The sequence below is a fragment of the Brachyspira sp. genome (genome assembly GCF_050873525.1).
GTDB lineage: Bacteria > Spirochaetota > Brachyspiria > Brachyspirales > Brachyspiraceae > Brachyspira.
The window spans coordinates 1-14,166 of record NZ_JBNMIZ010000048.1 but is presented as its reverse complement, the minus strand read 5'-3'; the positions used below and the strand labels follow the sequence as shown (position 1 = coordinate 14,166).

Here is a 14,166-nt window from a genome sequence, read left to right as displayed (position 1 = left end):
GAACCCGAAAGTTCCCTTGATTGTGTCATTTCCGAGCGTGAAGCCGAGTTGGTCTAATCTCGCTCTGAACTGATTGCCGTGCGTGAGGAAGAATATCCAATCCGTATCAACCCCATACATACCAAAAACGCTTGCGCTTGCCATAGTAACTAATGCTATAGCTGTTAAAAAAATCTTTCTCATTTTTTTTCTCCTATAATTTGATTTTTTTTGTTTCGCCGAATCAAAACCTTAATAAACAATTTCAACTTTTTGTTATTAGTCCATCCTCGTCATCGCCGAACTCTCCAATCCGCATTGTGACAATCTCCCGACCGCGTCATTGCGAGGGCAAAGCCCGAAGCAATCTACTTTCTGGATTCCTTCGCTACGCTCGGAATGACTTAATAATCGTCATTGCGAGACTTCGTAAGAAGGCGTGGCAATCTCCCGCGTCCTAATAACTTTTTCCAAAAAACCAAATTGTCGTTGCGAAGATTTAAAACCGTTCGATTCTTACAAACCTAATCCGATTAAAAATCATGGCAATTTAATTTTTTTTCCACGTTTTGTTTCAATTCTTAAATTACTCGTTGCGCAAGTAATCGCCAAATCAAAACCGCTTTCGTCCACCCGATAACAACATGAAAAACAGTTTCCGTTCGAGTTCCGCCTGCCGAGAGACTTCTTTCGTCTCTCCTCCAATTCCAGCCCATTCATAGAACTTCTTTCCCGAAGTTCCGTATCATTTAATGAAAGAGAAAGAACTAATAAATTGCTATCATTAATCTAAAATAAAAGCAAACGCAAAAGTCAAAATCATTTATCGCAATTTCAAACCGACAAATGAAAAACTTTTTTATGGTTCAAATTATACAACATGTTAAAAAAATGTCAACACTTTATTTTAAAAAAATAAAAAAAATTTTTTTAAAAATCCCCTTCAAAAATTAATAATAAACTTAACTAATCTTTTTAAAGAATAGTTTAAATAATCCCAACGAATAGACGGAAAATATAGGAAAATAGCGGAAAAAAATTGCCAAAAATATATTAGTCGTTTATTATTTTTAATTCATTTTCTTTAATAAAAACTTCCCATGAAAATATATAAAAACTATAAAAAATCCCTTCATAGTCCCGCCTTTATTTTTTCTGTAATTGCAAGTTTTAATTTTATTGTCATTGCGAGCTTTCGTAAGAAAGCGAAGCAATCCACACATAATAAAATTTTAATATAAATTATTATTTTCCAATTCTCTATCCCAATCATAAGTAAATCCTATATGTTCCAAATCTATATCGCTTTTATGTTCGTTTACAAGCGATATTAATTTTTTTAATGTTTCCTTATTCCATTTATCTTTGAAAGGATAAAGTTCTTTGAGCGACAAAATCGCTCCCCATAATTTTATTTTTGATTTTTCTTCTAAATTATTGATTCCCGAAGGCGCAGCCGAAAAAATCCTAAAATATAATCTTCCATAATGCGCGCAAATATTTCTTAAATCCGTGCAGCATCGAAGCCAGCTTTTTACATATTTTGGGTTGGTTTTATAAATATCGTTTGATAAACTTTTTGGGTCTTGCCATGTCATGTTTGCAAAAAATTTAGAAAGCATTCCAAATGTAAACATTTCCGATGCAACCCAGATTGGAAATTCTCCGCCGTAATTTTTTATATGATGTTTTACAAAAAGAATATTTTTATTTTTCTCTATTTCTCTTTTAAAATTTTCGATAAAATTTTTGTATAATTCTATTCCTACGGAGAAATTCGATTTATCCATATAGCCCAACGCCCCGTATTTATGTGCATGAAAATAAGCAATTTTTGAACGAATAAAAATTTCCGTTTCTTCCAGCGCATTAAATAATATTCCATGAAGTTTTCGGTCGAATTCATAAATAGAAAAAAGTCTTTCAAAAGATAAACCTTCTTCATATTTTCCATCCTGCAATTTAAATGGCAAAAAATATGCGCTCAAGCGATAATAATTTACCGATTCGAGTATAGAAATGCATTTTTTATCGTCATTTATAATGCATCCTCTTTCTTTTAATTTTTCAAGTTGTTCTTTATATTTAAGAGGAGGTTTTGGATACATAATTTACACCATATAAAAAAATGTCCCCCATGTCCACATAAAGTGCTGGGGGGCCTGTTGCTTTAACTATACGACAAATTTTAATTTTTGTCAACAATTTAAAAAATTAATCATTAAAAATACTCAACTGAAAATAAAAAATATTGTCATCGCCATGCCTTTATTTTTTCTGTCATTGCGACTTTATTTTTCTTGTCATTGCGAGGCTCTGCCGAAGCAATCCACACATAATAAAATTTAAATACAAACATTAAAAAAATTCAAAAAATAAATAAAAATTATTACAAAAATTCTACCAAAAAATAAAAAATAAAATTCTAATATAATTTATTCAACGATTAATAAAGATTAATTATATAAGATAATGAATTATAGAATAAAATTAAAGAATTCCAATTTTTAAATTTAAAAACTATTCTTAAAAATATTATTATAAAATATTTACGATTATAATTTTTCTCCGTCTGGACGTAGTTTGCGAATTTCTTCGATTGTCAATCCAGTATATTTTGAGATTAAGTTAATGTCCGCTCCGTCTTTTTTCATGCTTTTTGCTATTGAAATTGCTTTACTTTCTTCGCCCGTTTTTATGCCTTCAAGTTTACCTTCTTTTATGCCTTCAAGTTTGCCTTTCTTTATTCCTTCCATCATACCAATTCGTCTTTCATCTGCAAGCATTATTTTTTTGTCGTATTGATAAATTTCTTTTTTCTCGTATTCAGACATCATTAATTGACTTCTGATAAAATTATTATATCGCTTATGCGCTTCTTCCATTATAGGTTTTTCTTTTACTATTTCTGACATATATTTCTCCATATTATTAGTTGTAAAAAATCCAAGCCAACAATTTAAATCTTTTGGCAGGTTATTATCTTTGAATTTAAATTTTTTCAATTCTATCATGTGTATTTGCAAATGGTCGGTTAGAAGTCGTTCGTTTTTAGTATCGTAAATCATATAGCAACTGTGGACATTATTAGTTTTTTTTATTCAAATTAAAATTAAGAAGGTTGATGCTTATCACGGGAGTTAATTCATCATACTGCTCGCCTTTCTTTAATAACTTGCTATAATTCGTAGCCCAATAATATAATATTCTTTCTGGGAATTTTGAATTGCCCGATAATTGAACCTCGATTATAACGACAGTTCCATTTTTAGTAATGCATTTCACATCTACTATTGTTTCTTTGTCTTTATAATGCTGCTTCAAATTAAACGGATTGAGAATTTCAACGGCTTTAAAAGTTTTCATATCCGCGCTAATCATAACAGCGTTGATAAAATCGAGTAGGACTTTTTCTCCGCCTTTATCGGTAAAGAAATACCGAACAAAACAGTCATTAAGCGCGTTAAAAGTTTTTTTAGTCATAATAATATTATAACAGAATAATTTTATTTGTCAAAGAGATTTAATAGTTTTAGAAACGCTATTTAATTGAATTTCTTTTTCTTCGCCCGTGTCCATATTTTTGAGTTTGCATGAATTTCGTTTTAGTTCGTCCTCGCCCAATATTAAAGCGAATTTTGAATTTCTTTTATTTGCCGATTTGAATTGATTTTTTATCGACTTCAAAGCAAAATCGCAGTCGCAGCTTATATTAGCCTCTCTCAAATCTTGCATAACTTTCAAAATTTCTTTTTCGGTTTCTTTAAAAGCTATTATAAATACAGCGAGTCTGTCGTCCGTTATATTTTTATTATTTTCCAAAACCATTAAAAGTCTTTCGAGTCCCATTGCGCTTCCAACCGCTGGAATATCTTTTCCCGAATTGAATAAACCGATAAGATTGTCGTATCTTCCGCCTCCCAGTATCGCGCTTTGAGAACCAAGAGCGTTTGTTTGAACTTCAAAAGCCGTTTTCGTATAATAATCGAGTCCTCTGACAAGCATAGGCTCTACGATAAAATTTTGATTTATTCTATTAAGTTCTTCGCATAATTTATCGAAATGCGTTTTACATTCATCGCAAACATAATCGTAGAATTTTGGAATATCTTTCAAAATCTCTTTGCATTTTTCATTTTTGCAATCCAATATTCTTAAAATATTCGTTTCGTATCTTCTCTGACAAGTTTCGCAAAGTTCATCTTTTCTGCTTCCAATCGCCTCTCTTAAAGCGTTATTATAAACGGGTTTGCAATTTTGACATCCGACCGTGTTTATAAGAAGGTTAATATTTTCTATTCCAAATTCTTTTAAGATATTAATATTCAAAGCGATAATTTCCGCGTCGATTAAAGGGGAAGAACCGCCGATGCATTCTATTCCAAATTGATTAAATTCTCTGTATCTTCCTTTTTGAGGTCTTTCCGCTCTATACATTGTCCCTAGATAAAAAAGTTTATTTATAGAAAATTCATTTTGCATAGAATTCTCTATATAAGCGCGAACTACCGATGCCGTGCCTTCGGGTCTTAAAGTAAGCGAGCGTCCTCCTCTATCTTCAAATGTAAACATCTCCTTTCCGACTATATCCGTATCCTCGCCTATTCCTCTGATAAATAAATCTGTATATTCGAATAAAGGCGTTCTTATTCTTCCGTAGCCATAAAGTTTAACTATATCTTTTATTTTTTTTTCTATGAATTCCAGTTTGGATGCGGATTCATAAAAAAAATCGTTAGTGCCTCTAGGTTTCTTTATATTGAGCATAGAATTTCCCATTAATCAATAACAAAAATTATCTTATATTTTCATCTTGAATAACGATAGATAGCAGATTATAAGCCCTGCTCGACACATTTACTCTATTCGTATATTGTCTGCCCAAGAAAGATACCAAAACATTATGCTGTCCTTGAGCTAATTGAATATTAAAATTAGTCGAGGTTCTAGTATTGAAAGTTATGCCCGCAATATCTATTCGGACATTATTATTTGCAACTTTATCTACCGAAATTGTCAAATTATATAATCCCGAAGAACTTGCCGCTGGAGTCGAAGTTGACGGAGGAATATAAGAATTTGTATTTCTAATATTTTGATTAGTTGCCGCGGTATTAATCGTAGTATTAATCAAAGTATTATTTGTCGCTGCGGTATCTGTTCTTCTATTTCTATCGCTCGAATTTATGCCGCCTAAATTTGCCGAACTTGGAGATATTATTCCGTAATTTGCATTTTCTTTAGGAGGATATTCTTCAAAAATAAGATATTGATAAGTCGCTCCGTAAGTTGATAAATTTTTATCCTCTGGAATTATAGGAATAATATTCTTTATAGTGGCAAACACATCTGCGTTTTCCGATATTCTTCCATATCTATTTAATCTAACGGTATCGGGACTGTCTATTCTTCTTAACATATCGGGAATGCTTTTAGTTCCTCCGTCAAAATAATCGTATATTACGGGACCGCTGTAAACTCCCATGCTGTCCAGTCTTACAAGCGTATCGTAATAAAGTTTATAAGTCGCTGGAGTCAAATATTTAAGATATAAACTCCAGAAAATCGCCGTAGGATAATTTGGGTCAAACTGTTCGCAGTTATCAATATAATGTTTAAATATTCGAGAAGCCAGCTCTTTATCTCCCTGAGAAATCGTAAGAATTCCCGCAAGATATAATAAAGACCTGTCGGTATATAAATATCTAGCGTCAAAAGGAATATCCAAAGCCTGCCTAAAATCTCCCGCCGCTTTATCCAATTCTTCAGCCGAACCTTTATATTGAGTATAGGAAGTATATCTGCTTACTCCTCTATAAAATGCAAAAATAAGTTCGCTCACTCCGTAAGTCGGAGCGTAGGCGTTTTCGTTAAACCATTCTATCGCTTTCAAAGGCACTTTCTTTTGAAGATTTTCCATATATTCGGGGAAAGTGTATATATATTGAGACTTCAAAGGCAAAGATAAAAAAACTAAAGCAAAAATTAATACTGTGGCAAAAACTTTTTTCATCGTTTCTATCCTAAATTATATATTTTTATTTAATCATTTTCGGAATTTAATTTACGAACACAATCAAAAAATTATTCTTTAATATATATTGAATTTCATATTTTTTCAAGTATCTTATAATATGTTAACTTTAATTCGCTTTATTTAACGCTTTACGGTTTCAGTATATTATCTTTTAAAAAATATTCTTAAAATTCCGATATTTATTAAGCAGGAGTATATCTTAAAATGGGAATAAGATTTCGTATAATTTTAATGATAATAATAGTTATGGGCTTAGTTTTATTAGGCATCAACTTTTTAGGAAGCAATATCAACACGGAAAATTTCCACAATATTATAGACGACAGTTTTAATAATAGATTTAAAGTCATAGCGAACGATTTTGAAAACAATATTATAACGGGAAAAGAAGAAGTGGAAAAATTATCTTATAGTTTGTCTTCTATGTATAGCGGTTTGAATAATAGAAGCAGAGAATATCTTTATTCGTATTTGCCGAATTTTTTACGAAATGTTTTAAACGAACATAATTATAATAGAACGGTAAATATATTATTCTATCAGCCCTTTGCGGGAGTATTCGTATATTCTCCAAACAATAATAGACTTTCCACAGCGGCAGTCGATACGAATCATTTGACGAATTCGGCGACTTATATGGATTACGATTCTTTTAATAATGTTATTTTCAATATTAAATCGGTAATAAACAGCGATAATGTTCCAGTGGGAATTGCGGGAATATCGATAGCGCTTAATTATGATGGCGAAGATATAGCGAATATTTTAAATATAGAAAATTCCGACTTATTGCTTATTGATAAAAATAATTTAAGAATTCTAAATTCAAAAGAAGGCTTATTAAACGATTTGAAAATAGACGCTTTATATCCAGAATCTTATCAGTTATTAAGTTCGGAGGCGAAAAACGACATTGCAAACGGAAATATAATCGTAAATAATTTAAGATGCCAAGCCTATGTAAAAACTATTTCGGAAGAATTGAATATCGCCATGTTTATTCCCGAAGCTTATTTTGACGCGCAAATCAGAGAAATAAATAAATCTACCGTTTATACGATTATTATTTCGTTTTTTATAGCCACAATGATAATAGTATTTTTAATAAGAATGATATTCAGCTCGGTAACGAGAGTAACCGACACTATCGGAAATTATATTGACGATAACGATTTGAGAATTGCAATTCCAGAAGTATCGGGAAGCGATGAAATATCCGAAATGGCTAAATGGGTTGAAGTGATTAACAACGGCTTTCAATATACTTTATCGAATATAAAGAAAACTATAGCTACTTTCAAAAGACAGTCGGGAAATTTGCCGAAAACGATTAACGATAATGTAAATACGATTCATGAAATAAACGAATCCATAGAAAATATAAGAAAAAGTTTAACCGAAGAATTGAATCAAATAGATAACGCGGAAAACAACAATAGAAACATACAGGATTATATAGAAAACAATATAAACAATATAAACAATATAAATATAAACGCCAAAAGTTTGCAGGATAAAATAATAGAAGAAGGTTCGAGCATTGAAAAAACCAAATCCTCTATTGAAGAAATGATTAAAATCAGAGAAAATATAGATTCTATTCTTTTAAATATTGAAAATAAAATAAAAAATCTTAATTCTTCTTCAAACAAAAGTAAAGAAAAAATTAAATCGGCTTCAAAATCTACGGAAGATTTAATAAACTCTCTTGTTGCAATTTCAAATTTCGTAAGTTCTATAAGAAATATTGCAAGACAGACGAATTTGCTCGCTATGAACGCGGCAATAGAAGCGGCGCATGCGGGAAAATACAGCGAAGGTTTTGCGGTAGTCGCCGAAGAAATTAGAATATTATCGGAAAATTCGGATGAACAGGCGGATTATGCGGATAAAATTTTGCAGGAAGTAAAAGATAGAATAGTCGTTACAAGCGATGAATTATCCGAGTCGGCGGAACAATTTTCAATTCTTACTAAAGATGTTTCTGAAATCACGGGCTTAATGGACAACATTCACAATTCTTCAACGGGACAGTCGAAGGCAATAAATGAAATTACTCATTCGATGACGATGATGTCAAATTCGAGCGAAAATATTAAATCTCAATATCTTAATATTACCGAAAATCTCGGCGAGATAAAAAATAATATCGATTCTTTAAATACTTTATATTTAAGCGGTTCAAAAAATATATCGAGAATAAAAACCGTTTCGGAAGGAATAAACGCTCATATTGAAAACATTTCCGCTAATTCGGGCAGTCTTTATAATTCGGCAAACGATATGCATAGACTCGTTTACGACAATAATGTTTTGCTTACAGAAATAGAATCCGAAATAGCGAGATATAAGATTAGAGATATTAGAACTCAAACGAATATCACTCAAAGAGTTCGAGGAATCAATTTAATACTCTTAAAAGAATTCGTTAAAACTAAATTCGGAGAGGAAGGATATCAAAGATGGATAACGGCAATGCAGCCTTCTTCTTCGCTCATTTTCAAAAACGATATTTTAAGCGACGAATGGTATCCTTATACTCCAGCTTTCCATAATCCTTACAGACTTGTTTGCGATTTATTTTACGATGGAGCGAATACGGGAATAAAAGAAATTGCGGAATTTAGCTATAATAGAATTCTTCCAAAATGGATAAAGACTTTTATAATATTCCTTCCAAAATATTTCGTCTTAAGCTACAGCACGGAATTTATTTTCAAAAATTTATTCGACCCAGTGAGCATAGAAATAATTAAAAGTAGAAAAGGCGTTTTAATCGCTCATATAAAAGACTTTAATGAAAATTCGGATGTTTTGGAATTGTCGATATTATACTGGGCTTCCTCTTTGCTCGAATCGATTAACAGCGCAAAATCTTCGATTGAAATAACAAAATCAATGAAAGAAGGAAACGCTTACACGGAATTATTATTAAAATGGTAAATTGATTTTTGATTTAAAATTTAAAATCTAATTTATCAATTTAAATTAAATCTATACTGTAAAGCTTCGGTTATATGCGATATTCCAATTACATCTTTATCTTCCAAATCGGCAATCGTCCTTGCAACTTTCAAAACTTTATCATAACTTCTTGCGCTCATAGAAAATTTTTCAATAGCCAAATTAAGCAAATTTTTCGCCTTATCGTCCAATATGCAAAATTTTTGAGTTTCTTTTATTCCCATCAAAGCGTTTGAAAATATTTTAAGTCCGTTTTCTTTGAATCGTTTTTCCTGTTTTTTTCTTGCGGCAATTACAACATTTCGCATAGACGCCGAACTTTCGCCATCGCATTTTTGAGTCATTTTATTATAATCAACCGCTCGAACTTCGATGGAAATATCTATTCTGTCGAGAATCGGTCCCGATAATTTTGCAATATATCTTTTTCTTGCAATCTCCGAACATTTACAAGTATGTTTTTCGTCTCCGTAATATCCGCATGGACATGGATTCATTGCGGCAATTAAAGTAAAATTAGCGGGAAAACTCATGCTACCATTCGCTCTGCTTATCGTTATCACTCGCTCTTCCATAGGTTCTCTTAAAGTTTGTAAAGCGGAACTTTGAAACTCCACGAATTCGTCCAAAAATAAAACTCCGTTATGCGCTAAAGTTATCTCGCCCGCTTTTATATTTCTTCCTCCTCCGACAAGACTAACATAAGAAGAAGTATGATGCGGAATTCTGAAAGGACGCTTTTTTACTATCGGCATATTTTTTGATAAAAGCCCGTAGGAAGAATAAATTTTTGTAACCTCCAAAGCTTCTTCAAAAGTGAGAGGCGGAAGTATAGTTGGAATTCTTTTTGCTATTAATGTTTTACCGCAACCTGGAGCGCCAATCATAATAAAGTTATGTCCTCCAGCAGCCGCTATCATTGCCGCCCTTTTTGCGTATTCCTGCCCTTTCACATCCGAAAAATCTATATTCTCTTCTTCTTCGCTTTCAAAATTAAATTTTCCTTTTGAAATAATCGGACTTCTTTTGCCTTCAATAGAATCAATCGCTTCTTTCAAATTTTTCACGGGATACAAATTCAAACCTTCCACTATATCCGCTTCTTCCAAATTGCTTAAAGGAATTATCGCGCTTTTTATTCCGTTTTCTTTTGCGTTTAATAACATTGAAAAAATTCCTTTAACTTCTCTTACGCTTCCGTCTAATGCCAATTCGCCAAGTATAATTGTTTTTTCCATAGAATCGTCAAAAAATATTTGTGCGCTCGAAGATAAAATTCCCAAAGCGAAAGCCAAATCGTATAAAGTTCCCGTCTTTTTTATATCGGCTGGGGCAAGGTTTATAGTTATCCTTTTAGGAGGAAAAAATCTACCGCTATTATTTATTGACGCTATAACTCGCTCTCTCGCTTCATTAACCGCTTGGTCGGGAAGTCCAACGACATCGAATCTCGGCAAACCTTCCGATATATTAACTTCGATTATTATTGGAATTCCGTCAATTCCATAAAGAGACTCAGAATATATTTTTGTATGCATATTAATCTCCAAATTATTTTAATTTTCAATTTTTTGTTTTTTATAATTGTTTTTTAATATGCATATAGTTAAACAAACTAAAATGAAAAATAAGCCTAATTTTTATAAATAATTTCGTTATAATAAATAAAAAAAGAGCCTGCCATTTACGACAAGCTCAATTGTTCAAAAAGTTTCAATTATGATTAACTAAAATTCTCTCTATTTTATTAATGCCAGCCTTGTTTACTGCCATGCTCGGTCAAATGCCACTCGTAAGGCGTAGCGGAGAAAAACTTAAAGTTAAAATTGTCTGGTTTATAAGACAGATTTCTTACTCCTCTAATTTTAATGGTATTTTCGCTTGTATATTCTTCTATATTTTTTACGCCTTTATTGTAATAGAAATCGACTCCGAATTCCGAATCGTTATTAAATGAATAGCCCGTATTCATAGTTAAAATTTCTAAATTGCCTCTATCTTCTCCCATATCTCCATCGCCCATAAACATATTTAACTGGCTCAAATTGTTTTCAGTAATTTCCTTTTTAGTCAATACGGTTTCATATACTGCGCCTATTACCCAATTTTCAGGGGGTTTTTTACCCTTATAACGAGTATAACCTATCATTATACCAGTTCTCAATTTTCTTACCAAAAGCGAACCTTTGCCTTGTCTAAAATACACTATATTGAAATCTTTATCAAAGTAGTAAAAACTTCCCGTTAGAGGGTCTTTTTGCCTATTATCGGAATCTCTTATAAACCATCTTTTGCCATCGTTATCTTTTCCGCCTTCGATTTGTTTCTTCCAAATTTGAGTCAAAGTATTTGTGTCTTGCCAGCTAACGGTAATTTTGTTATCAGCTGGAACTTCCGATTTATCTTCCCAATCAACGAAAGGAGCATATATTGAATAATATGTGTCTTCTGCAAAAGTAGGTTTTTCAGGTTCTGTAGGCTCGGTTGGTTCTTCTGGGTCTGTTGGGTCTTCAGGGTCTGTTGGGTCTACAGGTCCCGTTCCGTCAGGCACTTCAATAAAGCTTCCGCCACCGCTTCTGCTTCCAGCTATATCTTCCGCTCCTCCGCAGGCAACAATTCCTACGATACTAAACACGACTATCAATAAAACGATAGCCGTTCGTTTTGAAACTTTTTTTAAAACTTTTAATAATGTTGAAGTTATCATAACTTCCTCCCTTAAAATTTATATTCATAAGGTTTATCATTCCTTATGCTATATAGTATATAAATTATTTTTGAAAAGTCAAGTAAAATTTTCGCCAATCCCACGCCAATCGTCATTGAAAATGCATCGCAATGACGAATTTTTATCTGTCATTACAGACTTTCTAACTTGTCATTGCGAGCTTTCGTAAGAAAGCGTGGCAATCCAAAATAATAAAATTTCTTTTTCTATAAATTACTTCGGCTATAATAGCATCATAAAGACGGTTAAAAAATATCGTCATTGCGAGCCGATGCCGTAAGGCACACAGCGTGAGGCGAAGCAATCCACTTAAAATAGATTGCTTCGGCATGCCTACGGCGATGCCTCGCAATGACGGACAAAATAAAATGCAAATAAAAAGAGCCTGCCATCTCTGGCAAGCCCTTCAAATTTATTATAGTTATCTTGCTGTTGCCTCAACATAATTATTAGGGTCGTAAACTTCATCCACTACCCAGCGGAAGTATAAATGGTAAAGCTGATGCGTCGCGTTCAAATTTGGCATATATCTTTCAGGAGTATTTCCTTTTATGTTATATATATTGTTTCCATGTCCATCATCATATCCGTTAGGTTTTGAAGATGCATATGACTGAGCCGCCCAAGCCTCGCCAGTCCATCCTTGTCCAGGTCTTGAACCAGTCCAAAGTCCTTTATATTTTCCAGTTCCTTTATCAAGCGGATACCCAGGATGCAATACTAATACTTCCATTCTACCGCCATATGCCCCATAGCTATCACTTTTTGCAAGCACTGTCCTAGCCCAGAAGAATTCATTAACAGCATCGCTATTAAGACTACGAGCTTCTCTCGCATGCATAGCAAAAGTATAAAGTCCGCCTATAGTCCAATATCCGCTAAATCTTACGCCGCCTCTTTGTTCTTCCGTAGATGAGAACTCGTTATCTCCATAACCTTCTCTTAATTGAGCGATAACGCCCCCTTGAAACCATTTCAATACGGTGTCGGGTTTTTTACTCCAGCGAATATTATAATTCGCATCGAAGAAGAAATCTCCATCGCGAGATTTTATATACTTTCTTCTTTTTCCGTCTTTTATTCCACCGTCAATCGTCCATTTCCACATTCTTGTCAATCTGTCCGTATCGTTATAAGATACATTCATCCATGGAGTTGGGCTTGCGTCTTTAAGATATATTCCCCTACGAGAAGCTCCGTAAAAACTTAGTCCTTTAGTTTGGTCGATATTCCATTTGTTTCCCGTATCTCCGTTATTGTCGCCCAAATCTCCTACTCCAGTATTTCCGCCGCTCGTGTTTGTGCCATTCGTAACCGTTCCAGTGTTAGTGATAAAAGTAATGTTTGTCCTTTCGGTAAAGGTAGGTAGATTGCTTCCGCTTCCACCAGAACTGCCGCCTTGACTAAGACTGCTAGGATTAGTAGCGTCATTTCCTCCGCAGGAAATTATTCCCGCAACCCCGATAACCGTTATCATTGATAATAAGATAACCCTAATTTTTAAGCTCTTAAATTTCATAAGATGCCTCCGTGAAATAATTTAATTTATGAGGATTTTGTTTTTATTAATTTAGAATTTCTTAAATCAATTTTTTTAATCAATTTATAAATTTCCAAATGAATTTAACTTCATCCTTACACTCATAGTATAACAATTTTTTAGGAAAAGTCAAGTAAAATTTTATATTTCTATACAAAAAAAAAAAAATAAGAAGAAATTTACAAAAAGTAATGAAATTATGAAAGAATTTAAGCGAATTTACAGAGAAAGTTAACATAATTCAATTATTTTTAAACTTTGTCATTGTATGTTTTTACTAAACCGTCATTGCGAGTATTATTTTTATCGTCATTGCGAGCTTTCGTAAGAAAGCGAAGCAATCCAGTATTAATAAAGTTAAATTTTTAAAATCAAATTTAATTAATTTTGGATTACTTCGCCTCACGCTGTGTGCCTTTCGGCAACGGCTCGTAATGACAACAAATGCACTGTCATTGCTAGACAACGGCGTGGCAATCCACTATTTATAAAATTAAATATTAATAAATAAAGGAACAAGAACCTTATCTTTATATTAATCTTCTAATTAATCTTTTGCATTATCCTCTTATTATTAATCTTCTATATTACAAAGAATGAAACAATAAGAACAATTATTCCTGCAACTATCATAATGATTCCAGTTTTCTTGTTCTTCTCATTAGTGGCTTTATCAACCTTAACACTGTCCCTTAAATCATAGAACAGATTAAAATTCTTCTTGGCTGTTATGTACTTTGAAAAACCCATAAATGCTACAACAGCACCTACTACAAACATCATAAAACCTATAAATGGAAGATATGAATCTCCCCTGTTACCCTCAATATTATAAAAATCCACGTCTGCAGCTATAATATTGGCTAAATAAATAAATTTCCCCATAAATTTCTTTCTCCTTTCGGGTTCTATATTCCT

General features: G+C 32.7%; 9 protein-coding genes and 2 pseudogenes. 1 reads left to right on the top strand and 10 read right to left on the bottom strand.

Annotated elements, in window-relative coordinates:
- From ACR0QS_RS05005 to ACR0QS_RS04980, 6 genes and pseudogenes are all read right to left on the bottom strand, one after another.
- Positions 1 to 183: pseudogene (locus ACR0QS_RS05005) on the bottom strand (cell surface protein); the annotation flags it as partial.
- Between the two features lie 336 nt (positions 184 to 519).
- On the bottom strand, positions 520 to 699 hold the full coding sequence (locus ACR0QS_RS05000) for a hypothetical protein (protein ID WP_432632347.1): 180 nt from the start codon (positions 697 to 699) through the stop codon (positions 520 to 522).
- Between the two features lie 512 nt (positions 700 to 1,211).
- Positions 1,212 to 2,087 carry an Abi family protein gene (locus ACR0QS_RS04995; protein WP_432632346.1) on the bottom strand — a complete coding sequence of 292 codons (876 nt, stop codon included), beginning with the start codon at positions 2,085 to 2,087 and terminating at the stop codon, positions 1,212 to 1,214.
- Positions 2,088 to 2,534: 447 nt separating this feature from the next.
- Positions 2,535 to 3,462 (bottom strand): annotated as a pseudogene (locus ACR0QS_RS04990) (Rpn family recombination-promoting nuclease/putative transposase).
- A 30-nt stretch (positions 3,463 to 3,492) separates the two neighbouring features.
- Positions 3,493 to 4,746 (bottom strand): histidine--tRNA ligase, encoded by a 1,254-nt coding sequence (gene hisS / locus ACR0QS_RS04985; RefSeq protein ID WP_432632345.1) that lies wholly within the window; start codon positions 4,744 to 4,746, stop codon positions 3,493 to 3,495.
- Positions 4,747 to 4,774: 28 nt separating this feature from the next.
- Positions 4,775 to 5,992 (bottom strand): protein kinase, encoded by a 1,218-nt coding sequence (locus tag ACR0QS_RS04980; protein ID WP_432632344.1) that lies wholly within the window; start codon positions 5,990 to 5,992, stop codon positions 4,775 to 4,777.
- A 228-nt stretch (positions 5,993 to 6,220) separates the two neighbouring features.
- On the opposite strand from ACR0QS_RS04980, the gene ACR0QS_RS04975 reads away from it, so the two are divergent.
- Positions 6,221 to 8,959: a methyl-accepting chemotaxis protein gene (locus tag ACR0QS_RS04975; RefSeq protein WP_432632343.1), complete on the top strand. Its 2,739-nt coding sequence runs from the start codon at positions 6,221 to 6,223 to the stop codon at positions 8,957 to 8,959.
- Between the two features lie 35 nt (positions 8,960 to 8,994).
- Here ACR0QS_RS04975 and ACR0QS_RS04970 read toward each other — a convergent pair whose 3' ends face one another.
- The 4 genes from ACR0QS_RS04970 to ACR0QS_RS04955 form a co-directional block, all read right to left on the bottom strand.
- The gene (locus tag ACR0QS_RS04970) at positions 8,995 to 10,518 is read right to left on the bottom strand and encodes a YifB family Mg chelatase-like AAA ATPase (protein ID WP_432632342.1); all 1,524 of its coding nucleotides are present in this window, start codon (positions 10,516 to 10,518) and stop codon (positions 8,995 to 8,997) included.
- A gap of 209 nt (positions 10,519 to 10,727) precedes the next feature.
- The gene (locus tag ACR0QS_RS04965; protein WP_432632341.1) at positions 10,728 to 11,687 is read right to left on the bottom strand and encodes a hypothetical protein; all 960 of its coding nucleotides are present in this window, start codon (positions 11,685 to 11,687) and stop codon (positions 10,728 to 10,730) included.
- 442 nt (positions 11,688 to 12,129) lie between these two features.
- Entirely contained in the window at positions 12,130 to 13,227 is a 1,098-nt protein-coding gene (locus tag ACR0QS_RS04960) for a hypothetical protein (protein ID WP_432632340.1), read from the bottom strand.
- Between the two features lie 603 nt (positions 13,228 to 13,830).
- On the bottom strand, positions 13,831 to 14,166 hold a 336-nt coding region (locus ACR0QS_RS04955), incomplete at its 5' end, for a hypothetical protein (protein WP_432632339.1).